At 45.2% G+C, this 21,427-nt stretch carries 16 protein-coding genes; 7 read left to right on the top strand and 9 right to left on the bottom strand.

The window, feature by feature from the left end; genetic code table 11:
- Positions 1 to 15: 15 nt before the first annotated feature.
- Positions 16 to 996 carry a catabolite repressor/activator gene (cra, locus tag R7F67_RS05140; RefSeq protein ID WP_222133253.1) on the bottom strand — a complete coding sequence of 327 codons (981 nt, stop codon included), beginning with the start codon at positions 994 to 996 and terminating at the stop codon, positions 16 to 18.
- A 373-nt stretch (positions 997 to 1,369) separates the two neighbouring features.
- On the opposite strand from cra, the gene fruB reads away from it, so the two are divergent.
- From fruB to fruA, 3 genes are read left to right on the top strand one after another with little or no spacing between them, the layout of a single operon-like run.
- On the top strand, positions 1,370 to 2,503 hold the full coding sequence (gene fruB / locus R7F67_RS05135; RefSeq protein WP_054700952.1) for a fused PTS fructose transporter subunit IIA/HPr protein: 1,134 nt from the start codon (positions 1,370 to 1,372) through the stop codon (positions 2,501 to 2,503).
- 9 nt (positions 2,504 to 2,512) lie between these two features.
- The gene (pfkB, locus tag R7F67_RS05130) at positions 2,513 to 3,484 is read left to right on the top strand and encodes a 1-phosphofructokinase (RefSeq protein WP_222133252.1); all 972 of its coding nucleotides are present in this window, start codon (positions 2,513 to 2,515) and stop codon (positions 3,482 to 3,484) included.
- 18 nt (positions 3,485 to 3,502) lie between these two features.
- The gene (fruA, locus tag R7F67_RS05125) at positions 3,503 to 5,242 is read left to right on the top strand and encodes a PTS fructose transporter subunit IIBC (protein WP_005376409.1); all 1,740 of its coding nucleotides are present in this window, start codon (positions 3,503 to 3,505) and stop codon (positions 5,240 to 5,242) included.
- 82 nt (positions 5,243 to 5,324) lie between these two features.
- Here fruA and R7F67_RS05120 read toward each other — a convergent pair whose 3' ends face one another.
- The 4 genes from R7F67_RS05120 to R7F67_RS05105 form a co-directional block, all read right to left on the bottom strand.
- Positions 5,325 to 6,035 (bottom strand): hypothetical protein, encoded by a 711-nt coding sequence (locus tag R7F67_RS05120; protein WP_213867693.1) that lies wholly within the window; start codon positions 6,033 to 6,035, stop codon positions 5,325 to 5,327.
- Positions 6,036 to 6,210: 175 nt separating this feature from the next.
- Positions 6,211 to 9,270, bottom strand: coding sequence for an efflux RND transporter permease subunit (locus R7F67_RS05115; protein ID WP_005376413.1), 3,060 nt, complete (start codon positions 9,268 to 9,270; stop codon positions 6,211 to 6,213).
- Positions 9,270 to 10,331, bottom strand: coding sequence for an efflux RND transporter periplasmic adaptor subunit (locus R7F67_RS05110; RefSeq protein ID WP_017820964.1), 1,062 nt, complete (start codon positions 10,329 to 10,331; stop codon positions 9,270 to 9,272). Before R7F67_RS05110 ends, R7F67_RS05115 begins: the two co-directional genes overlap by 1 nt.
- Positions 10,331 to 11,404 carry an efflux RND transporter periplasmic adaptor subunit gene (locus R7F67_RS05105; protein ID WP_017820965.1) on the bottom strand — a complete coding sequence of 358 codons (1,074 nt, stop codon included), beginning with the start codon at positions 11,402 to 11,404 and terminating at the stop codon, positions 10,331 to 10,333. Before R7F67_RS05105 ends, R7F67_RS05110 begins: the two co-directional genes overlap by 1 nt.
- 160 nt (positions 11,405 to 11,564) lie before the next feature.
- Here R7F67_RS05105 and vdeR point away from each other — a divergent pair, with 160 nt between their 5' ends.
- On the top strand, positions 11,565 to 12,293 hold the full coding sequence (gene vdeR, locus R7F67_RS05100) for an efflux transporter transcriptional repressor VdeR (protein ID WP_005376423.1): 729 nt from the start codon (positions 11,565 to 11,567) through the stop codon (positions 12,291 to 12,293).
- Positions 12,294 to 12,364: 71 nt separating this feature from the next.
- Here vdeR and gcvT read toward each other — a convergent pair whose 3' ends face one another.
- Positions 12,365 to 13,483 (bottom strand): glycine cleavage system aminomethyltransferase GcvT, encoded by a 1,119-nt coding sequence (gene gcvT / locus R7F67_RS05095; RefSeq protein ID WP_017820967.1) that lies wholly within the window; start codon positions 13,481 to 13,483, stop codon positions 12,365 to 12,367.
- Between the two features lie 260 nt (positions 13,484 to 13,743).
- Positions 13,744 to 14,367, bottom strand: a complete 624-nt coding sequence (locus R7F67_RS05090; RefSeq protein WP_005376429.1) for a helix-turn-helix domain-containing protein — start codon at positions 14,365 to 14,367, stop codon at positions 13,744 to 13,746.
- Between the two features lie 379 nt (positions 14,368 to 14,746).
- Between R7F67_RS05090 and R7F67_RS05085 the strand changes: the two genes are divergently transcribed.
- From R7F67_RS05085 to gcvP, 3 genes are all read left to right on the top strand, one after another.
- Positions 14,747 to 16,042 (top strand): serine hydroxymethyltransferase, encoded by a 1,296-nt coding sequence (locus R7F67_RS05085; RefSeq protein WP_005376430.1) that lies wholly within the window; start codon positions 14,747 to 14,749, stop codon positions 16,040 to 16,042.
- Between the two features lie 53 nt (positions 16,043 to 16,095).
- Positions 16,096 to 16,476, top strand: a complete 381-nt coding sequence (gene gcvH / locus R7F67_RS05080; RefSeq protein WP_005376432.1) for a glycine cleavage system protein GcvH — start codon at positions 16,096 to 16,098, stop codon at positions 16,474 to 16,476.
- Between the two features lie 126 nt (positions 16,477 to 16,602).
- On the top strand, positions 16,603 to 19,467 hold the full coding sequence (gene gcvP, locus R7F67_RS05075; RefSeq protein ID WP_017820968.1) for an aminomethyl-transferring glycine dehydrogenase: 2,865 nt from the start codon (positions 16,603 to 16,605) through the stop codon (positions 19,465 to 19,467).
- 239 nt (positions 19,468 to 19,706) lie between these two features.
- Here gcvP and R7F67_RS05070 read toward each other — a convergent pair whose 3' ends face one another.
- Together R7F67_RS05070 and R7F67_RS05065 are read right to left on the bottom strand one after the other, a co-directional pair.
- Positions 19,707 to 20,108: a VOC family protein gene (locus R7F67_RS05070; RefSeq protein ID WP_005388788.1), complete on the bottom strand. Its 402-nt coding sequence runs from the start codon at positions 20,106 to 20,108 to the stop codon at positions 19,707 to 19,709.
- A 250-nt stretch (positions 20,109 to 20,358) separates the two neighbouring features.
- A complete protein-coding gene (locus R7F67_RS05065) occupies positions 20,359 to 21,186 on the bottom strand; it encodes an MBL fold metallo-hydrolase (RefSeq protein WP_225452537.1) in 828 nt (275 codons plus the stop codon).
- Between the last annotated feature and the right edge of the window lie 241 nt (positions 21,187 to 21,427).

The raw sequence follows: 21,427 nt of genomic DNA, 5'->3' as shown, positions 1-21,427 counted from the left end.
AACCTATTTAGTTACTTAGTGACGTTTCACAATTTTACGCGGGATAAGTTCTACGCCAGGCTTGTAACGCTTAGCGGAAGCGTTGAGTGCTAACTCCATTGCGCTGTCCGCGATCAACTCAAACTGTTGAGGCAAAGAGTTGATTTTCACAGGCAAGAAGTCCAGCAGTCGATTATCACCAAATGTCGCTAAACGCACCTTTCCCATCAGTTCTGGTTTTTCTAGCATTACATCCAACACACCTTCTAACAGTGTGTATGACGTTGTAACAATGGCATCTGGCAATGCGTTCTCTGTTAACCAACTCTCTAAGACTTTCTTGCCTTCTTCCCGGGAGAAGTGTTGTCCATAACCCACTGTTGCCGTTTTGCCACCTTGTTGAGAAGCAGATAGAAAACCGAGCTCACGCTCTTTTGAGACTTGAAGATCTTGCAATGCACCGATTAAGCCAATGGACTTAATATCTTCGGACAGTACTGACTGAGTGAGTTCAAGTGCGGCGTCAAAATCTTCGCTGATGACACAACAAAAGTGCTCATCATCCATTGGACGGTCTAGCGCGATAACTGGCGTACCAGAATTTTGCAACTTAAGATAATACTCATTAGCCGATGGCATACCACTTGCGACAAATAGCGCGTCAATTCGGCGACTGATTAGCGCTTCAGCAACCTTTTTCTCCGTTTCCGGATCATCATCTGAGCAGCCAATTAGAATTTGATAACCCGCCTTACGCGAGTTTTGTTCAATCAGTTTTGCAAGGCGTGCGTAACTGGTGTTCTCCAAGTCTGGGATGATAAGCCCAAATGAGCGTGAATTACCTGCCCGCAAGGAAGACGCCGCATGATCTGGCTTATAATTGTACTCATCTACAACGGCCATCACCTTTTTCTGAGTCTTCTCGCTGATGCGGTATTTCTGCGCTTTTCCGTTAATCACATAGCTTGCAGTTGTCTTAGAAACACCCGCTAATTTGGCTATTTCATCCAGTGTCATATTCTAAACCTTATTCTGTGCGCGCGATCATATTAATACATCAACGATCTTTCGATAAGTTGAATTATAAGCTGAACCGATTCAGTATAAAAGCTGAAAGGATTCAGCAAAACTTAAAAATTGACGTAAATCACCTGAATACACAACAAACCAATTTGTAGGCTAGGCTATAGGACAGCGGCAAAGGCTCGTTTGTTAACGTCAGTTTTTAAAACAGTTTTTCTGAGTCTTTTAAAAAATTTACCAACAAGCTGAATCGATTTAGCTTGAAAGATAAAAGGTTTGAGGAGTGATAAGCGCTCAGAAGAAGCGGCGTTCAACTTCTCACACAGAATACATTTTTAAATTGATACCTTAAGGCTGGAGAAGCACCATGCTTAAGCTAAATAAGAACGACATTACCCTCTCGCAATCAGCGACAGATAAGTTTGAAGCAATAAAGAGTATTGCTCATAGCCTTACTGATAAAGGCCTAGTTGAACGCGGTTACGTTGAAGGCATGCTAAACCGTGAAAACCAAAACTCTACGTTTTTGGGGAACGGTATCGCCATCCCGCACGGTACAACCGACACTCGTGCAATGGTGAAAACAACGGGTGTTGCTGTGCATCACTTCCCACAAGGTGTCGACTGGGGTGATGGCAATACTGTGTTCGTCGCTATCGGTATCGCAGCTAAATCTGATGAACACCTTGGCATTCTTAAACAGCTCACCAAAGTGCTAGGCGCAGATGGCGTAGAAGAGCGTCTGCGTAATGCAAAAAATGAAGACGAAATCATCGCCCTACTGCACGGTGATGTTCAGCTTGAAGCAGACTTTGACGCTTCTTTAATTCAACTGATGTTCCCTGCGAGTGACATGCTACAGATTAGTGCTGTTGCAGGTGGTCTGTTGAAAAATACGGGATGTGCTGATAACGAATTCGTTGCCGATCTCGTTACCAAACAACCAACTCACTTAGGTAATGGCCTGTGGTTAATTGGCAGTGACAAACATGTCACTCGCACAGGTGTGTCATTTGTCTCGACGGCAAACGACTGCGAATATGAAGGTCAAAAAGTGCGTGCACTTTTCGCGTTCGCAGCATGTAACAATGCTCACCAACCTATCCTAAAAACGCTTTCTAATATTGTGTTTAACAATGAACACGGCAAGCTTTTAGATGCATCAGTAGAACAGATTCTTGCTTTGTTCAAAGGTGAAGAAGTCACAGCCGCATCTTCAGAAGAAGGCAATACCGCTGTATTTAAAATCAAAAACTCTCACGGCCTACATGCTCGTCCGGGGGCAATGTTAGTCGCAGAAGCGAAAAAGTTTGAATCCACTATACGTGTTGCCAACCTAGACGGAGATGGAAAAGCAGTAAACGCGAAGAGCCTAATGAAAGTTATCGCGCTGGGCGTTAAGCACGGTCACCAACTTCAATTTACAGCAGAAGGCCCTGATGCGCCGCAAGCCTTGGAGTCTATCGGAAATGCAATCGCTTCTGGCCTTGGTGAAGGTTAAGGATCCGATATGACAAACAAAACAAATAAGGTTGTCACTATTACGCTCAACCCAGCATTGGATTTAACAGGTTCAGTAAATGAACTAAACGTTGGTTCCGTGAGCTTAGTACAGCAAAGCAATCTCCACGCTGCTGGTAAAGGTGTCAACGTAGCAAAAGTATTGAGCGATTTAGGCGCAGACGTCACGGTTACCGGCTTTCTCGGTAAAGATAACCCTGAGCTATTTCATCAGCTTTTCAATGACATCAACGTTAAGAATGAATTTGTGGAAGTAAAGGGTGCCACTCGTATCAACGTTAAGCTGGTTGAGGCCAATGGCAACGTCAGTGATATCAACTTCCCTGGCGTTCAAGTAGCTGCCGACGAAATTACTCGCTTTGAGGAGACACTATTTCGTCTAGCGGAGACGCATGATTACTTTGTATTGGCAGGCAGCCTACCGGTCGGTGTTACTGCAGAGCAATGCGCAGCATGGATTGAGAAGCTGCATCAGCAAGGCAAGAAAGTGTTGTTCGATAGCAGCAAAGCAGCACTACGCGCAGGCATCGACGCTCATCCTTGGTTGATCAAACCAAACGACGAAGAGCTAAGTGACTTTGTCGGCGAGCACCTTTCAACGCCAGAACAATGCCAAGCTGCTGCGCAAACACTGAGCGACAAAGGCATAGAAAACATCGTGGTTTCTATGGGACCTGACGGTGTTATGTGGCTCAACCAAGGCGAATGGCTTAGTGCAAAACCACCTCGAATGAATGTAGTGAGCACCGTTGGCGCAGGCGATACGCTGGTCGCTGGCTTGTGTTGGGGCCACATGCAACTGATGCCTAAAAACGATTTATTGCGCTTCGCTACGGCACTTTCTGCTTTGGCAGTTAGTCAAGTTGGCGTAGGGCTAACCAGTCAGGAAGAACTGGAAAATATCAAGCGACAAACTGAAGTTAGCGCGCTTTACCCTATTACAAACTTAGAACAAAACTAAGGAACAGAAGGTTATCGTATGAATATTGCCATTATTACTGCCTGTCCGAGCGGTGTAGCAAATAGCATCCTTGCGGCAGGATTACTAGAACAAGCCGCCGCAAAATTAAACTGGAATGCCAAAATAGAATGTCAATCAAGTGTGGTTGAACCAACACTATTGACGGAAGCTGACGTTGAACAAGCAGAAGTCATTGTCATTGCGGCAAATACTAGCGTCGACACTTCTCGTTTTGTAGGAAAAAAGGTTTACCAAGCGGAAATTAGCGAAGTAGCAAAAGACGCAACTGCGTTTCTCCAGCAAGCGGTTGAAAACGCCACTTTACTTGAAAAAGCAACCACACTTGCAGCCCCTATCACTACAGATACAACATCAGCATCAAAGAAGATTGTTGCAATCACGGCATGCCCTACTGGCGTTGCGCATACCTTTATGGCGGCAGAAGCTTTAGAAGAAGAAGGCAAGCGTCGTGGCCATCAAATCAAGGTGGAAACTCGTGGTTCAGTTGGCGCTAAAAACCAACTGACTGAGCAAGAAATTGCAGACGCCGATCTGGTGATCATTGCTGCGGATATTGAAGTGCCACTTGATCGCTTTAACGGCAAAAAGATGTACCGCACGAAAACAGGTCCAGCTCTGAAGAAAACAGCCGAAGAGATGGACAAAGCATTCGAGCAAGCCACGGTGTATCAACATTCTGGTTCAGCTAACTCTTCATCTTCCACCGAAGAGAAAAAAGGCGCTTACAAACACCTAATGACGGGTGTTTCGCACATGCTTCCTGTCGTCGTTGCAGGTGGTTTAATCATCGCTCTATCTTTCGTGTTCGGTATTGAAGCATTTAAAGAAGAAGGCACACTAGCAGCAGCCTTGATGAACATTGGTGGTGGCTCTGCATTCGCATTGATGATTCCTGTACTTGCTGGTTACATCGCGTTCTCAATTGCTGACCGTCCGGGTCTGGCTCCTGGTCTTGTTGGCGGTATGCTAGCAAGTTCAACGGGTGCTGGTTTCCTAGGTGGTATCGCAGCTGGCTTCATTGCCGGTTATGCAGCGAAGCTCCTTGCGGACAAAGTAAAACTCCCACAATCGATGGAAGCGCTTAAACCAATTCTGATCATTCCATTTGTAGCAACATTGTTCACTGGCCTTGTCATGATCTACATCGTAGGCGGCCCAGTTTCAGGCATCATGAACGGCCTGACTGACTTCCTAAACAACATGGGTTCTGACAGTGCAGTACTACTGGGTATTATCCTTGGCGCAATGATGTGCTTCGACCTAGGAGGCCCGGTAAACAAAGCCGCTTACGCATTTGGTGTTGGCCTTCTGGCTTCACAAACTTACGCACCAATGGCGGCAATCATGGCCGCAGGTATGGTTCCTGCGCTAGGTATGGGTTTAGCGACCTTCATTGCGAAGAACAAATTTGAACAAAATGAACGTGAGGCTGGTAAAGCATCATTTGTCTTGGGCCTGTGTTTCATCTCTGAAGGCGCAATTCCATTTGCTGCGAAAGATCCAATGCGCGTGATTCCATCTTGTATGGCAGGTGGCGCGCTTACTGGTGCCCTATCGATGCTATTCGGTGCGAAATTAATGGCACCACACGGCGGTCTATTCGTGCTGCTAATTCCTAACGCAATTTCACCAGTATTAATGTATTTAGTGGCTATTGCAGCGGGTACAGCGGTAACTGGCTTTACTTACGCATTCTTAAAAAGCAAAGCAGAAGCGAAGCAAGAAGTCGCAGCTTAATTAGAGCGACTCCGGTTAACAATGCCACCCTCGAATTTGGCATTTAGCACCTCCCTTTAATTCCGGTTAAGGGAGGTGTTTTTTATTCCGCAGCCGGAACGGCTACAATGTCTACTTCCCCACTGCTCATATCCACCGTTGCTTGATAAGCGCTATGCGGATCACCGTAGTGCTTGAAGGTAAAGTGGTAAACGTTAGCTGGCGTCCACAAGGTTTTTGACTCTGCGGGCAGAATGTCATAGCCGTCTTGCTGATAAAGCTCTGTCGCCATTACATTTGCGATTGCCGCCTGCTGGTTAGCGTCTCGATCCACCTTTGGCTCTAGTGACGGGTTACTTGGATAAGACTCACCGTTGTAACTCATGAGTCGATATGAGCCATTACTCCAAACGATAAAGTCCTGCCAACCATTACTGTAACTGTCGGCTAGTACAATAGGCGTGCGAGTTACCGACATTCGATTAATAACGTTTCCCTCATTATCAAACATATATGCAGAGCAGCCACCACTACCACAGAAATAGCGATCTTGAAGCAACACTATGTGTTCTGCCTTGCCGTCGCTGTTTAGGTCGGCGCTACCCGATAGATAACGTAGATTGTCTTGCTCGAGCGACAGCCCTTCAGGGGCTAAAACCTTACTATCAATCCAACTGGAAATGACTTCAGCACTAACACTGTTGACTTTAGGGGCAGGTTGTTTGGTTTGTGTCGGCATGCTATCCGTCGCGGTGCAGCCAACCAAGGTGAAAGAACCAACGAAGAAGAGTCCGTTTAATATGCGCTTATTCATGTAATCTCAATCTTTGATGTGTCGTTACATCAGTATACGCATGATTTGCATTGTAATCGTAAGAAAATCATTAAAATCAAGCAAATGAATGGTTTGGTATATATTAGTAAGATCAAAAAAGCCCCGAAGAAAACCTTCAGGGCTAGGCAGGAAGCTGGCAAATAGCCAGGAGTCCCTATGCAGTGGTCGGTTTTACCCTAAACAGAATTGCAAACATCACTGGCACCACTATCAGTGTCAGTACAGTAGCAAAACCAAGACCTGCCATAATCGTTATTGCCATCGAGCCAAAGAAGGCATCGAAGACCAGTGGAATCATCCCCAAGATAGTCGTTAGCGCAGCCATACTTACCGGACGAACGCGGCTTATCGCACTATCGACAATCGCGAGGTAAGGATCTTTACCTGACTCCAACTCAAGGTTAATTTGGTCAAGCAACACAATACCGTTTTTCAAAATCATGCCACTTAGGCTTAACAAACCAAGGAATGCTGTAAAACTGAACGGCATGTTCGTGGTAAGCAAACCAAAAGCAACGCCAATGATCGCTAACGGAACGGTGAACCAAATGACCAACGGCTTTTTGATTGAGTTAAACAGTAAAATAGTAATGATGAACATCAACAAGTAACCCATCGGCAATGAACCGAATAGGCCTTCTTGTGCATCTTTGGATGATTCGTACTCACCACCCCATGTGATTTCGTACCCTTCTGGAACATGCAATGCCATCACTTTAGGCTGTACACGAGCAAATAAGCTTGCTGCCGTGTCGTCACTCAACACATCATGGTCCGCGAGAACGGTTAACGTACGCTTACGGTCACGACGCTGAATTAGCGGCTCACTCCAATCCAGTTGAACGCCATCAATCACTTGATCAACCGGAATATACGTTTGCAACGAAGGACTCCAAATGGTCACGTTTTGTAGTGATTCAAAATCTACGCGTTCTTCTTCAGGAAGGCGTGTCATAATTGGCAACGTATGTGTACCATCACGCAAGTAACCTAAGGTGCTACCACCAAACGCCATTTGCAGTGTGCTTGAAAGATCTTCTTTCGAAATACCTAAGCGACGAGCTTTAGACTCATTGAAAACGGGTACAAGTTCCTTGGTGCGCTCTCGCCAATCGTGACGAATGTTTCGGGCACCAGGATCGGTATGAAGGATGTCTTCAACTTGCACCGCCAAGTCACGTAAAACTTGTGGATCAGGGCCAGTAATACGCGCTTCGATCTTAGACGCTGGTGATGGACCAAATTCCATCAATTTAAACTGGAACGTAGGCGCATCAAATGTTTTCGCCAGATTCTCATCTAACTTATGCAGTAAACCAAACATTTTCTCACGATCAGTCGCGCGAACTTGGAACTGAGCGTACGCTTCGTAACTTTTTTCTGGTTGATAGGTTAAAGCAAAACGCTGTAGGCCCTGCCCAATCGAAGCAGAAACAAAGTCAATATCATCTTGCTGACGAATGTAGCTTTCGACCTCTTCAGCTTTTTTGATCGTTTCACGGATGTCAGTACCCTCTGGCATCCACATATCCACGTAGAACATCGGCGTATTCGATGGTGGGAAGAACTGCTGTTTTACATTACCAAATGCCACGACAGCACCCACTAATAGCGCCACCATGCCAGCAACGGTAAGCCAGCGGAATCGCAATGCAAATTTCAGCGATGCCCCAAATACGACAAACAACCAGCCTTTATAAGGATCATCTTCGCTAGTACCTTGCTCTTTGTTTTCCTCTTTCAACAAAAGATCGGCAAGGAAAGGCGTCAGTGTAATAGCGGTAATCCAGCTTAAAAATAGTGAGAAACACAGCACCCAGAATAGAGAGCCCATGAACTCACCTGTCGCATCTTGCGACAAGCCGATAGGTGCAAAAGCCGTAATTGCAATAACAGTCGCGCCCAGCAAAGGCCATTGTGTTTGCTTTACAATATCGACAGCCGCTTGAACTTTGGTACGCCCTTTCTTTAGGCCAACCAATATGCCTTCCACGACAACAATCGCGTTATCAACCAGCATACCTAAGGCAATAATTAACGCGCCAAGAGAAATACGATGCAGTTCGATGTTGTTGTAATTCATCAAAATGAAGGTACCAAATACCGTCAATAACAACACAACTCCAATGATGACACCACTGCGTAAACCCATAGTAAACAGCAACACAATGATTACGATCGCCACTGCCTCCGCTAGACTAATTACAAACGCTTTAACAGATTCATCCACCTCATTGGCTTGGTTGTAAAAGTAGTTCATATCGATGCCAGCAGGCTTGATAGACTCAAGGCTCGCGAGCTCCGCATCCAAACGTTCACCAACCTCAACCACGTTCACACCCGATGCAAACGAGATACCGATATTAATCGCTTTTTGACCGTTAAAGAGTACGACGTTGCCTGGCTTCTCTTGAATACCGCGAGAAATCGTTGCTACGTCTTTTAGACGAATTAGATTTCCTGTGTCACGGCCATGAATGATCAGATTTTCTAGTGCTTCTACAGTGTTTAAGGTGCCGCTTGGGCGAATAACAAGGCTTTCGCCATTGACCATCACTTCCCCTGCTGAAACCACATTGTTTTGCTGGTTCAACAAGCTCGAAACCACATTCATGTCTAAGTTCAGTGCAGCAAGGCGATCAAGTGAGATCTCAACGAATAGCATTTCTTGCTGATCGCCCGTGATGTCTACCTTACCAACACCATCAACAAGCTCGATTTCACGGGTCAGGTAATCCGCATAACGTTTCAGCTCTACATAGTCGTAATCGTCACCAGTGAGCATTAACATCACGCCATAAACGTCACCGAAATCATCAATGATCTGTAAAGACTGAACACCTTGAGGCAATGATGGTCGTAAATCATTAATTTTACGGCGCATTTCATCCCAAATTTGCGGCAGTTCATCAGGACCATAGTCCATTTCCATGCTCACCGTTATTTGAGACATACCATTAGAAGACGTAGAGGTAATTTTGTCGATATAAGGGAGTTTTCGAATCTCTTTTTCTAGAGGATACGTCAGCTCTTCTTCAACTTCTTTTGACGTCGCGCCAGGGTATGTTGAGATGATCATGGCATCTTTGATCGTAAATGCCGGGTCTTCTAATCGTCCAAGCTCCAAAAATGACGTTAAACCACCAACAGCAAGGATAATAATGAACAACCAGCTGATGACTTTGTTTTTTATTGAATACTCAGCAATGTTCATTATTGGTTATTCTCCACAACATCCACATGTTTACCTTCGCGTAATTTACGCAGATTTGAATTAATCAGAATATCGCCCTGGCTAACACCTGACGACACAATGGCTCCATTGCCATTCACTTGAGAAATCATGACAGGCACTCGTGTGACAATGTCACCTTCTTTTTTCCACACAAAGAACTCATTCCCTTCACTGCCTGCTTGAAGCGCCGTGACAGGAACACTGTAACCATCAATAGAGGTAATGCCCGCCTTCACCATATCGACCAAAACGCTTACGCTGGTTCCCGGCAATATCTCTGTTTTTGGCTGTGGCATCGTCAAGTACATTTCGTAGGTTTGAGTTTCAGCGTTGGGTTCACTTGTGTGCTCTAAATAGTCCAAAGCAAATCTGCCATCGATGCCGGAGAAGGTTGCTCTAGGCTTGTAGCTCATGCTGTCTGAGTTTGGGTCTACCATCGCTAAAACATTGTCGGAAAGCTCAATACGCACGTAAACCAAATCGTTTTGGTATAGGTTTAACACGGGTTCACCAATTGCCACACGCTCAAAACGTTCTTTGAAAACATCAGATACTTTACCGGCGAACGGGGCGAATAAACGGGTGTAATTCAATTGATTGGTCGCGTTATAGAAAGTAGCCTCAGCTAGCTCTTTATTGGCGGTTAGCTCATCAAGTTCCGCTTTTGAAATCATTTGACGTGCATGCAAGTCTTCACCGCGTTTAAGCTGACGAATTGCGAGTGTGTATTGTGCTTCTGCGTCATTCACGGCTTGCTTCTCTTTGCTATCATCTAGCTTTGCGATCATTTGCCCCTGCTTCACAACGTCACCCGCTTTAACCAATACGTGCTGAACTTCCCCAGCGCGGCGAAATGCCATTGGCGTTTGCTCTGCAGGCACTACTATGCCTTTGAACGCGCGATGTTGACTTTCTACTGGTGCATCCACCGAGATAGTCGACACAAAAAGTGGCTGCTCGACGATAGCTTGGTTTTCATTTTTGCACCCTGTTAAAACTGCAAGTGCAATCGCAGAGATCGTAAGTAGAGAACGTTTCATTAAATGCCTCCCTCACGAACCCAAGCTTTCACCACTTGTCCTTCAACCAGTCTCTCAACACCAGCAATAACAACGTAATCATTGTTATCAAGCCCGGCTTTCACACCACCTGCTGCGTCAAGTGACACAGTGACTTTATTGACCTGCTGCGTGCTTCTGTCCATTACCCAAACTTCACCTTGCGTCCCATTTTTGTTGACCCAAGCAGACTGAGGTAACGTCATCGCGTCCGATACATGTTGTTTAGCAATGTGTACCTGCCCAGTCATACCTGTCAGCAAATTGCGATCTTCTGGTCGAGTGATGGTCACGATCGCCTCATAACTATTGGTATCGATGTTTGGCTGCGTCGAAATTTCTTTAAATTGCCCAGGGATACGTTTTCCTGGCTCGCTATCCATCGTCACCCACATATCGGAGTTTTGCAGTGACTCAAGTGATACAGATTCCGCATAACTTACTGGCAAGGTGAACGACACATCCAACGTCGTGTTATCAATGAGATTCAAGATCTCCTGCTTCTCTGCTACTACTTGAAACGGGTTGACATAGGTATATGACACAATGCCATCAAACGGTGCGTGAATTTTGGTATAGCTCAAATCGGTTTTAGCTTGTTCGTAGTTCGCCAATGCCGCTTTATATTGAGTTTCTTTCTGATCGTACTCATCAGTACTAATGAGTTTTTTTCCGTAAAGGTTTTTCGCGCGGTCCCATTGTGTTTTCGCTAACGCGTACTGCGCTTGAGCGGCATCTAACGCAAGCTGAAGATCTTTAGGGTCTAACGTTGCGAGCACTTCACCTTTTTGGACTTTTTGACCCATGCGTACACGTAATTCATCAACCTCTCCACCAACCTGAAAAGAAAGCTGCGCGCGATGTGTTGCATCAATACGCGCTAAAAAGGCGTGCGAGTCTTCAAGTTCTAGGTCTTTCACCGCCAGTAATTTTACAGGTTTGATTAAAGGTTCAGACGGCTCAGAAATGGCTTTATTACACCCAGTTAGCATCCCAGAAAGACTTAATGTCACCACTGCGCCAACTAAAGTGCGCTTTAAATATTGTTTTCGCACCCGCTTTCTCCGTAGGTTTTATATATTACACAGCCGTGCAGTATAAGCAGAATTTGAAATTGATCAACATATTTTCCAGGTGGATAGCAAATTAATTAGTCAAAGCGTTCGGTTTCTGGTAAAAGTAAGCGCGTGATTAATATTCGGGAAAATTCGAACTATGAATGAAAGAAAGCAGGGGCGTAGAAGTGCTGAAGCAGCAGAACAAACTAAGTGTCTGATCCTTAAAGTGGCAGCAGATATGTTTTGTGAACTTGGTTACGAGCGTGTCTCGCTGCGCAATATCAGTGAAAAGGCTGGTGTTTCACATAGTTTGATCCGTCACCACTTCGGCAGCAAAGAGAAAATCTGGCAAGCGGTTAGCGATGCAATGGACGAGTTCATGCAGTGCTATATGGCTGAACTCATCAATGAAATGCCGGAGAACACACCTTCGAATAGAAAAATTTATCTGTTTATGGTTCGCATGCTAGCATTTGCTCTCGTCAATCCTCACCCAGTACAGATGATCGCCGATGCCATTCGACAAGGCGATGACGGTGCTCTGCTGCAGTATTTCTTAAAGTCAAAAGATGAGTTCGCTGCAATATTTACCGGAATTTTCGAGCAGTACAACAGCGAAAACCCTAATGCACAATTTGATCAGTGGGAATCAAAGTGGCAAATGTTGATCTTCGCACATGGTGCTGTCAGTCTCGCGCCAATGATGCAAGAAACATGGCCGGATATTGCAGATAATCGCGAAAAACTGCTGATCAAGCATTGGGAATTGTTTAATACCATTATGGCCTCTCAATTTGGGATCCCAAAAGAAGAGATGATTCATCCGGAAAAGCTTGAAGATATCGTTATTGATATGTGCTGTACTATTGATGAAGCAGTAAACTAAAAGTAAACAAGCGAAAAGAAGACATAAAAAATGCCGAGCTACAAAGCTCGGCATTTTTGTTTCAATTCGTTTTAACCACGGTAGTAACGTTGTGGTACGAACGGCATTTTTTCAACTGTCATTGGTAGCATTTTACCACGCACTTCAGCGAACACTTCAGTACCAATCGCCGCCAAATCCGCACGAACATAACCCATTGAGACTGGCTTACCTGCATTCGGACCCGCCGTACCGCTGGTTACAACGCCAATTTTAACGCCGTCAGCATCAAACAGTTCAACACCTTCACGCACTGGCGCTTTGGTTTGACCTACTAGACCCACACGCTTACGCGCCACATCTTTAGTCTCAATCTGCTTAAGAATAATGTCTGCGCCAGGGAAACCACCTTCACGTTCACCACCAATACGACGAACTTTTTGGATACCCCATAGCAAGCTCGCTTCAACAGGTGTTGTTGTTGTGTCTAGGTCATGACCGTATAGACAAAGGCCACACTCAAGACGAAGTGAATCACGAGCACCAAGGCCAATCCATTCAACTTCATCTTCCGCAGTCAGTTTACGTGCTAGCTCTTCCGCTTTGTCAGCAGGAACCGAGATTTCGTAACCGTCTTCGCCTGTATAACCACTACGAGAAACAATGCACTCGGCGCCTAAAATATCGACTTTACGAATATCCATGAACAGCATTTCAGAAACTTCTGGTGCAAAACGCGCCAATACAGCCGCCGCTTTAGGGCCTTGGATTGCAAGTAGAGCTCGGTCTTCGATAATTTCTAGCTCAACACCAGATGGTAAATGCGCTTGTAGGTGTGCGATATCTTGCGCTTTACATGCTGCGTTCACAACCACAAACAGATGATCGCCTAGGTTAGCCACCATCAAGTCGTCCATGATGCCGCCCTCTTCATTAGTGAAAAAAGCGTAACGCTGTTTACCAGACTCAAGATCCACAATATCCACTGGAACTAATGTTTCTAGGAACGCAGCTGCACCGTCACCAATTAGGCGAAGCTGTCCCATGTGAGAAACGTCAAACAGACCTGCCGCATCACGAGTATGTAAGTGTTCCTTCTTTACGCCTAGAGGATACTGAACAGGCATATCGTAACCCGCGAACGGGACCATTTTGGCACCAACTTCAACGTGAAGTGCGTGTAGTGGTGTTTTCAGTAGTTCTTGAGTCATTTTCGTCTCCATTTAGATAGACCCGAGAATGCTATCGGCATTCGATGTGTTTCCAATAATAAACATGGCTCATTCTATTTTGCACGAACAAGACGTAGATCGACTTGCAAAAGTGTGACTCTTAACATTTTAATCACAACAAATCGTACAAAAAAAGCGCTTTAATGAGCAAGTTCTCATCAAAAAAGCGCCTTTTCATCATAACGACCACCAACAGCAATCGTTTGCTTTCACTATAGGAAATTTACAAGTATTTATCACTATTTGGCTGTCACCCACAAAATGAGCGCATCTTCCTCGCTAACACTGGTCAACATATGTCCCATATTTGCATCGTAATAAACGCTGTCTCCCTCGCTTAAAACAACAGGTTCGTAAAACTCAGAATAGAACATGACCTCACCAGATAAGATAAGCAGAAATTCTTCGCCATCATGACGAACCCAGTCTTTATATTCATCAAAACTACGAGCTCGAATTTGGCTCTTAAACGGCATCATTTTCTTATTGGAAAGTTGTGTCGCGAGCAGTTCATGTTCATAAGTTTGTGTTGGGTGTGGTTTACCTTCATTCTTCTTGGTAACATCCCTACGCCCTGTCGCTACCTTTTTTCTAGGTGGCTCAAAGAGTTGTGGCATGTCAATTTGTAAGCCAAGTGCCAATTTTTGCATCGCTTGAAACGTCGGGGAGATCTGCTCATTTTCTATTTTGCTCAGTGTAGATCGAGCAAGCCCGGTTCGCTGACTGGCCTCTTCTAATGTGATACCGAGTTTCGAGCGGATATCCTTAATACGCTGGCCCAGTTTTAACGGCTCGATATTTTGGTCATGTTGCTCTTTTGCCAACGTCATCGATGGGTATTCATCGTAAATACTTTCTGCCATAAATCCCTCTATAGATATCCATATTTTTTGTCTTACTCGCATTGTGCATGAAGCACATAGTGGATAGAAGTCCACCAAGTGAATTAAAGCGTGCTCTTGTTAACAAATTTTGAAATCTTGTTTCCTATAGGAAATTTTTGGTTGATTGTTCCCGTCACAGGCGCTATGTTACCAACTTGTTAGATGTAGAGATGCATATTTCCGTAAGAGATTGGTAAAGGAAACACGCAATCCAACGGAGTTTTTGCCCAAATTTAGGGCCGGATGTTCACTCTGTTCTGCTACGCAGTTCAGCTGTTTTTGAGGACAAATGAACCACAACCGCAAATCATAACTCATCTATTGCGGGTTCATTTTCAGATTTGGAAGGTCAACTACCATGAATAAGAGTTACCCTAACCACAGCTTGGAAAACTTTTTCTCTACCAACCTCTCTGCGACAGATGATGCTGTCTTTGCTGGAATTCAAGCGGAATCCGCTCGCCAAAACGAACAAATCGAACTTATCGCTTCTGAGAACATTGTTTCTAAAGCGGTAATGCAAGCTCAAGGCACATGCCTAACAAACAAATACGCTGAAGGTTACCCAGGTCGCCGTTACTATGGTGGTTGTGAGCACGTAGATACAGTGGAAGCCATTGCTATCGAACGCGCAAAAAAACTTTTTAATTGTGAATACGCAAACGTTCAACCACACTCAGGCGCGCAAGCAAACGGCGCAGTAAAACTGGCACTGCTTCAACCTGGTGACACCATTCTTGGTATGTCTTTAGACGCAGGTGGTCACCTGACGCACGGCGCACGCCCTGCACTTTCTGGTAAATGGTTTAATGCAGTTCAATACGGTGTTGATCGCGAAACACTAGAAATTAACTACGAAGATGTTCGTGAGCTTGCACTTGAGCACCAACCTAAAATGATCATCGCAGGTGGTAGCGCTATTCCACGTACTATCGACTTTGCAAAATTCCGTGAAATCGCAGACGAAGTAAATGCAATTCTTATGGTCGACATGGCGCACATCGCTGGTCTTATCGCAACAGGCGCACACCCTAGCCCACTGCCACACGCACACGTTGTTACGACTACAACACACAAAACATTGCGTGGCCCTCGCGGCGGTATGATTCTTACTAACCACGAAGACATCATTAAGAAAATCAACTCAGCCGTATTCCCTGGCCTACAAGGTGGCCCACTGATGCACGTTATCGCAGCCAAAGCGGTCGCATTTGGTGAAGCGCTTGGCCCTGAATTTAAAACTTATATTGATTCGGTGATCAATAACGCAAAAGTCCTAGCGGAAGTATTGCAAACTCGCGGTTGCGACATCGTAACTGGTGGCACAGACACGCACCTAATGCTGGTTGACCTTCGTCCGAAAGGGTTGAAAGGCAATAAAGCAGAAGAAGCTCTAGAGCGTGCTGGGATCACATGTAACAAAAATGGCATCCCATTCGATACAGAGAAGCCTATGATTACATCGGGCATCCGTTTAGGAACGCCTGCGGGTACAAGCCGCGGCTTTGGCGCTGAAGAATTCAAACTCATCGGTAATTGGATTGGTGACGTACTGGACGGTTTAGTGAACAACCCTGAAGGTGACGCAGAAGTTGAAAAACGCGTTCGCAAAGAAGTAAAAGAACTTTGCAGTCGCTTTCCTCTATACCAGTAAACGATTTTTTTGAAATCATAATAATTCCTGACAAGTTATTCGGAGATTAAGCAATGGACAAAACACTGAAGTTTGCAGATAGCCACGAGTGGGTACGTGACAACGGTGACGGCACAGTAACAATTGGTATTTCTGAGCATGCACAAGAAATGCTAGGTGACGTGGTATTCGTTGACCTACCAGACGTAGAAGACGAAGTTGAAGCAGGTGAAAGCTTCTCTCTCGTTGAATCTGTAAAAGCAGCGTCAGACATCTACGCACCAATCACTGGTGAAATCGTAGAAATCAATGAAGAACTAGAAGACAGCCCAGAGCTAATTAACGAAGAGCCGTACGAAGGTGGCTGGATCGTAAAAGTGAAGATGTCTGATGTATCTGAACTAGATAACCTGAAAGACGCAGACGAATACCTAAACTCTATCGAAGAAGAGTAATTAGGATGTGACGAAAGCTGTTCCCTAACCTGTTTAGAGAACAGCTTTTTTTCTAGGTTCGGACGTATAATTTAATTTATCAGTAACGCAAATCCGTTACCCGAACCAAGGAGTAGGTAAAGGACAATGACTGAATTACTTCAAAGCCTCAGCACACAAAACGAGTTCGTTGCTCGCCACAATGGACCAAACAAATCTGACCAACAGAAAATGTTGGAAGCGATCAACGCAGTTAGCCTAGATTCGCTTATCGACGAAACCGTACCAGCACAAATTCGCCTAGAGCAACCAATGAGCTTGGCAGAAGCGAAAAGCGAAGCAGACATGCTGGCAGCAATGCGTAAGTTCGCCGATCAGAACCAAGTTAAACGTACATTCATTGGTCAGGGTTACTACAACACCTTCACGCCGAATGTGATTCTACGCAACGTGATGGAAAACCCGGGCTGGTACACTGCTTACACCCCTTACCAACCAGAGATCTCACAAGGTCGTTTAGAAGCACTTCTAAACTACCAACAAATGGTGATGGATCTTACTGGTATGGAAATCGCGAACGCGTCATTGCTCGATGAAGCAACGGCAGCAGCAGAAGCGATGACACTTTGTAAGCGTGCGGGTAAAAGCAAGAGCAACGTATTCTTCGTTGCTGACGACGTTCACCCACAAACCATCGAAGTGGTAAAAACTCGTGCGAAATTCATCGGCTTTGAAGTCTTGGTTGGTTCTTTAGAATCACTACCAGAGCAAGACGTGTTCGGTGCACTAGTTCAATACCCAAGTACAACAGGTGAAGTTCGTGACCTAACGGACATCATCGCTAAAGCGCAAGCAAACAAAACACTAGTGACTGTAGCAACGGACCTTCTTGCTTCTACCCTACTTAAACCTGCAGGTGAAATGGGCGCAGACGTAGCAATCGGTTCAGCACAACGTTTTGGCGTGCCGATGGGTTACGGCGGTCCACACGCTGCTTTCATGGCAACTCGTGATAAGCACAAGCGTACAATGCCTGGGCGTGTTATCGGTGTTTCTATCGATACCAACGGTAACCAAGCACTGCGTATGGCAATGCAAACGCGTGAACAGCACATCCGTCGTGAAAAAGCGACTTCAAACATCTGTACTGCTCAAGCACTGCTAGCGAACATGGCGTCTTTCTACGCGGTTTACCACGGCGCAGAAGGTCTACGCACGATTGCTCGTCGTACGCACCACATGACAGCCATCCTAGCCGCTGGCCTAACTAAAGGCGGCTTCGAGCTTGCTCACAACAGCTTCTTCGACACCATCACTATCAACACAGGTGCACAAACTGAAGACCTATACGCGAAAGCACTAGCCGCAGACATCAACCTACGTAAGTTGGGTACTCAGCTAGGTGTGAGCTTCGACGAAACCACAACCGTGGCAGATGTAGAAGCCCTATTCGCAGTATTCGGTGTGAAAGAAGAAGTCGCAGCACTATCAACTGAAATCGCAGGCAACGAGTTTGCAGCCATTCCAGAAGCATTGCGCCGCACAACAGAATATCTAACACACCCTGTGTTTAACACGCACCACAGCGAAACACAGATGATGCGTTACCTAAAACAGCTAGAGAACAAAGACTTCTCACTCACGCACGGCATGATCCCACTGGGCAGCTGTACGATGAAGCTGAACGCAGCAGCAGAGATGATTCCAGTAACTTGGCCTGAGTTTGGTTCGATCCACCCGTTCGCACCAGCAGAACAAGCAGCTGGTTACGCAGCACTCGCAAAAGATCTTAAAGAAAAGCTATGTGAAATCACTGGCTATGACGCATTCTCACTACAACCAAACTCTGGTGCATCGGGTGAGTACGCTGGTCTTATCGCGATTCAACGCTACCACGAAAGCCGTGGCGAAGGTCACCGCAACGTATGTTTGATCCCAAGCTCTGCGCACGGTACTAACCCTGCGACAGCATCTATGGTGTCAATGAAAGTGGTTGTGGTTAAGTGTGATGAAGAAGGCAACATCGACATCGACGACCTAGCAGCGAAAATCGAGAAACACAAAGACAACCTATCAAGCATTATGATCACTTACCCTTCTACGCACGGCGTTTACGAAGAGAAAGTGAAAGAAGTGTGTGAAATGGTTCATGCCGCTGGTGGTCAGGTTTACCTAGACGGCGCTAACATGAACGCGCAGGTTGGTCTAACATCACCAGGCTTCATCGGTTCAGACGTTTCTCACCTAAACCTACACAAAACCTTCTGCATCCCGCACGGTGGTGGCGGTCCGGGTATGGGTCCTATCGGTGTGAAATCTCACCTAGCTCCTTTCCTACCAGGGCATATTGAAGACGGTGTAGAAGGCGCAGATTTCGCAGTATCAGCAGCAGATATGGGTAGCGCTTCTATCCTACCTATCTCTTGGGCTTACATCGCAATGATGGGCGAAGCTGGCCTAACAGATGCTACAAAAGTAGCTATTCTGAACGCAAACTACGTGATGGAAACACTTCGCCAACACTACCCTGTTCTTTACCGTGGCAAAAATGGCCGCGTAGCGCACGAATGTATTATCGACATTCGTCCGCTGAAAGAAGAAACAGGTATCAGCGAAGAAGACATCGCGAAGCGTCTAATGGACTACGGTTTCCACGCACCAACTATGTCGTTCCCTGTAGCGGGCACGCTAATGGTTGAGCCAACGGAATCGGAAGATCTAGAAGAGCTGGACCGCTTCTGTGATGCGATGATCGCTATCCGCGAAGAAATGGAGAAAGTGAAAAACGGTGAATGGCCACTGGATAACAACCCACTTGTTAACGCGCCACACACTCAAGTTGATCTTTCAGCTGAAGATTGGGACCGCCCTTACTCTCGCGAGATTGGCTGCTTCCCGTCTAAAGCGACCAAATCTTGGAAGTACTGGCCAACGGTAAACCGCGTAGATAACGTATACGGCGACCGTAACCTAATCTGTTCATGCCCAAGCATCGATAACTACGAAGATTAATTTTTGTAGAATCTAAATAAACAAAGGCGAACCGATTGGTTCGCCTTTGTTTTTGGTGTGCCGCCCTAACACTTGTTGATACATCGAGAAGGAATGATGGCTAGTTATTGTTTGCACAAAAGTGATTTAGAAATACAGTAACTTCTGAGAACCTTTGAATTAGCACTAATATCTCAGAGCCTTAAAGGCTTGTTGGAAACTCCTCATGAACACTATGCTATGCAGGTGCTATGTAGTTTCTAGTTCAGTTGCAGTAAGTCCCATTTATTACCATAGAGATCTTGGAACACCACCACTGTCCCGTATTCTTCTACACGAGGCTCTTCATTAAATACAACACCATTTTTCTTCATCAACTCGTAGTCACGCCAAAAATCATTAGTTTGCAGAAACAGGAAAACACGACCACCTGTTTGATTTCCTACTGCATGCGTTTGCTCCGGTGTACTCGCTTGAGCTAAAAGTAGGTTTGTACCATTGGAGTTTGGAGGAGAAACTTGAACCCAGCGTTTACCACCACCTAGGTTGGTATCTTCAACCAGAGTGAATTGAAGTTTTTGAGTATAGAATTCGATAGCATCGTCGTAATTTTCAACGACTAGAGCAATGTTTCCGATTTGCTGCTGAACAGTTTTGGCCATGATGATTTCCGCTGTGTCAAAACGCTAATTGTACGCTATTTTGAGACTTTTCTAGAAAGCACGTAACGCCTTGCAAATGTTTAAGGCACACAATACGAATGTTTACGCACAGCGCCTTTGCCACTAGAACCTACAAACAATATAGCTACCACAAGTGTCGAATCTTGATTGAGCAACTCATCAAAGCCTTAGCTATAACTCAAGAGCAAATCTCTAACCTAATAACGAAGGCTGCTCGTATACCACGGTATTATAGTTCTTCTAGTTTTCCCTTAGCTAAATCTTCTTGTTGCTTAAGGAACATGAAGAAGTTTGCCTCACTGATAAACGGGTTACCGCTTGTACCGAGCTTCTTCCTATTTTCAAAAAGGAAATTTTTATGTGGATGGTTCGAAAGGTTAACGTTCACAATAGGTGCCTGTAGTGAAATTTTTCTAATTTTCTCCATGCTAGTCAGGAACTGGCCAATAACTTCTGGATCATTGCTACTTACGCTATGCCCACCAACGATAAAAGCACGATATTGTTCGCCATTATCTTCAACAGTGAAGTCTAAGGAATAATCACCTTCCGTGTGGCCAGGTGTGAGATAGAACTTAAACTCATGTCCACCAATAGCCATAGAGCTATCGCTTTTTATCTCTATGTCTAAATTTGGAGGAAGGAACTTGTTCTCACCTTCGCTTTTGTTTGATTGCTGTATAGATAGTTCATGAGCGCTTTTGGTCATCACGACTTTGGAACCATACTTCTCTTGAAGTAACTGGGCGCCCCCAACGTGGTCAGAATGCCCATGAGTTACCAATATGTGCGTTATTGGCTTATCTTTTAGCCCTAGCTTCTCTAGGTTGATAGGTATCCACTCAGAGTAAGGGAAGTCAAGCGTATCAATGATAACAAGTCCGTCGTCTGTAGCAATGGCATATGATGAGACCCACTTGTCTCCTACATAATAGACATTATCAAACATCTGAAATGGTTCTACATAACCGTTCTTATCATTCATTGCTGGAACATATTGACTTAAGGAAGCAAAAGACGAAGCACTGAAAAGTAAACCTACAATAATTTTTTTCACGAAATCACACACAAATATATCCTTAATAATTTCTTATAGAACCTCGCGGATGAGAAAGCTCTAAACGATTTTCAGAGGCAAATACAACTGCAAATACTTTCTACTTAGCTTGAGTTTTAGCTGACCGAATCACTTGTAAACTCGAATCCCATTAACTGCCTATGTATTCATGATTCTTTTAGAGGTTAAATAAATGAACTCAATTGAAGCAGAGTCATGAAGCTTCACTTGAGGTTACCGG

The organism is Vibrio sp. YT-17, from assembly GCF_033337375.1.
Classification (GTDB): domain Bacteria; phylum Pseudomonadota; class Gammaproteobacteria; order Enterobacterales; family Vibrionaceae; genus Vibrio; species Vibrio alginolyticus.
This window is presented reverse-complemented; position numbering and strand designations above follow the sequence as displayed.

Bases quoted from the DNA above. Each gene is read 5' to 3' on its own strand.
- cra (WP_222133253.1), bottom strand. From the start codon at position 996: ATGACACTGGATGAAATAGCCAAATTAGCGGGTGTTTCTAAGACAACT.
- R7F67_RS05085 (WP_005376430.1), top strand. From the start codon at position 14,747: ATGAATAAGAGTTACCCTAACCACAGCTTGGAAAACTTTTTCTCTACC.
- vdeR (WP_005376423.1), top strand. From the start codon at position 11,565: ATGAATGAAAGAAAGCAGGGGCGTAGAAGTGCTGAAGCAGCAGAACAA.
- R7F67_RS05115 (WP_005376413.1), bottom strand. From the start codon at position 9,270: ATGAACATTGCTGAGTATTCAATAAAAAACAAAGTCATCAGCTGGTTG.
- fruA (WP_005376409.1), top strand. From the start codon at position 3,503: ATGAATATTGCCATTATTACTGCCTGTCCGAGCGGTGTAGCAAATAGC.
- gcvT (WP_017820967.1), bottom strand. From the start codon at position 13,483: ATGACTCAAGAACTACTGAAAACACCACTACACGCACTTCACGTTGAA.
- gcvP (WP_017820968.1), top strand. From the start codon at position 16,603: ATGACTGAATTACTTCAAAGCCTCAGCACACAAAACGAGTTCGTTGCT.
- R7F67_RS05120 (WP_213867693.1), bottom strand. From the start codon at position 6,035: ATGAATAAGCGCATATTAAACGGACTCTTCTTCGTTGGTTCTTTCACC.
- pfkB (WP_222133252.1), top strand. From the start codon at position 2,513: ATGACAAACAAAACAAATAAGGTTGTCACTATTACGCTCAACCCAGCA.
- R7F67_RS05090 (WP_005376429.1), bottom strand. From the start codon at position 14,367: ATGGCAGAAAGTATTTACGATGAATACCCATCGATGACGTTGGCAAAA.
- R7F67_RS05110 (WP_017820964.1), bottom strand. From the start codon at position 10,331: ATGAAACGTTCTCTACTTACGATCTCTGCGATTGCACTTGCAGTTTTA.
- fruB (WP_054700952.1), top strand. From the start codon at position 1,370: ATGCTTAAGCTAAATAAGAACGACATTACCCTCTCGCAATCAGCGACA.
- gcvH (WP_005376432.1), top strand. From the start codon at position 16,096: ATGGACAAAACACTGAAGTTTGCAGATAGCCACGAGTGGGTACGTGAC.
- R7F67_RS05070 (WP_005388788.1), bottom strand. From the start codon at position 20,108: ATGGCCAAAACTGTTCAGCAGCAAATCGGAAACATTGCTCTAGTCGTT.